Source organism: Clostridium sp. AM42-4 (assembly GCF_003480105.1).
Taxonomy (GTDB): domain Bacteria; phylum Bacillota; class Clostridia; order Lachnospirales; family Lachnospiraceae; genus Brotaphodocola.
Map to the genome: position 1 here is coordinate 1,395 of NZ_QUIK01000010.1, position 1,172 is coordinate 2,566.

The 1,172-nt window shown below is 37.3% G+C and carries 1 pseudogene; it reads right to left on the bottom strand.

Annotated features, from left to right (window positions below):
* A pseudogene (tet(O), locus tag DW922_RS18025) lies at window positions 1-885 on the bottom strand (tetracycline resistance ribosomal protection protein Tet(O)); the annotation flags it as partial.
* Window positions 886-1,172 lie beyond the last annotated feature (287 nt).

The window sequence follows — 1,172 nt, forward strand, 5'->3', positions numbered from 1 at the left end:
ACACATCTCTGTGATTTTTATTTTCTCTTTTTCAGATATTCTAATAACATCCCTCAAATGCAATGTTCCGCTATATATACGCACATAAACAAAACGCCGCCTTTTCTCTGAATATTCAATCTTAAAAACCTGCCCGCATAGTTCAGATTGACCTTCAGGCGTTGATGAATAAAATTTACTGGCAATTACTTCTATAAGCTGCCGAATCCCCAGATTGTTTTTAGCGCTTCCGTGATAAACGGGAAATAACGTTCCGTTTTGGAATCTCCTGTTTTCTTCCTGTTCCAGTTCTGACATTTTAAACGGTTTCCCTGACATATATTTCTCTAATAGTTCATCGTTTCCCATAATTACCGCATCCCACTGTTCCATATCGTCATTGTCCGTTACATTTATATGGGGATGCTGCCCAACCTTTTGCTTCACTATAATTTCCGAAGAAAGCTTTGCTTTCATTTCCCGATATACCATTGGCAAATCAATCCCCTCTTGGTCAATTTTATTGATGAAAAAAATTGTCGGAATCTTCATTATCTGTAGTGCATGAAACAGTATACGGGTCTGTGCCTGTATGCCATCCTTTGCAGAAACTAATAATACTGCTCCGTCTAATACGGATAAAGAACGGTATACTTCCGCCAAAAAATCCATATGGCCTGGCGTATCTATAATGTTGACTTTTACATCCTCCCACTGAAAAGATGTCACTGCTGTCTGGATAGTGATTCCCCTTTGACGCTCCAAATTCATTGTATCTGTCCTTGTTGTGCCTTCATCTACGCTCCCTAGTTCTGCAATTGCACCACTGGTATACAATAAACTTTCCGTTAATGTTGTCTTTCCTGCGTCAACGTGAGCCAGAATGCCTAAGTTAATTATTTTCATGTGATTTTCCTCCTATCAACACCCAAAAAAGGGCATAAAAATACCCAGTGATAAATACTCCTATCACTGGGTAAATAACTCCAATAGCCCCAAAACACTTATATGTTTTCGGGCATATAAAATTACATGATAAAAGTATTCTTAAACTTGGTACAAAAAACTAAGCCCCATATTAAAAGTGAAACGAGACTGCTACTTTTTGTTCCCACTATCAAATTGACAGTTTATTTAAGAATACCTTGCCGCATATTTATTAACTCCTTGTATAAAACTGAATCTAATTATAT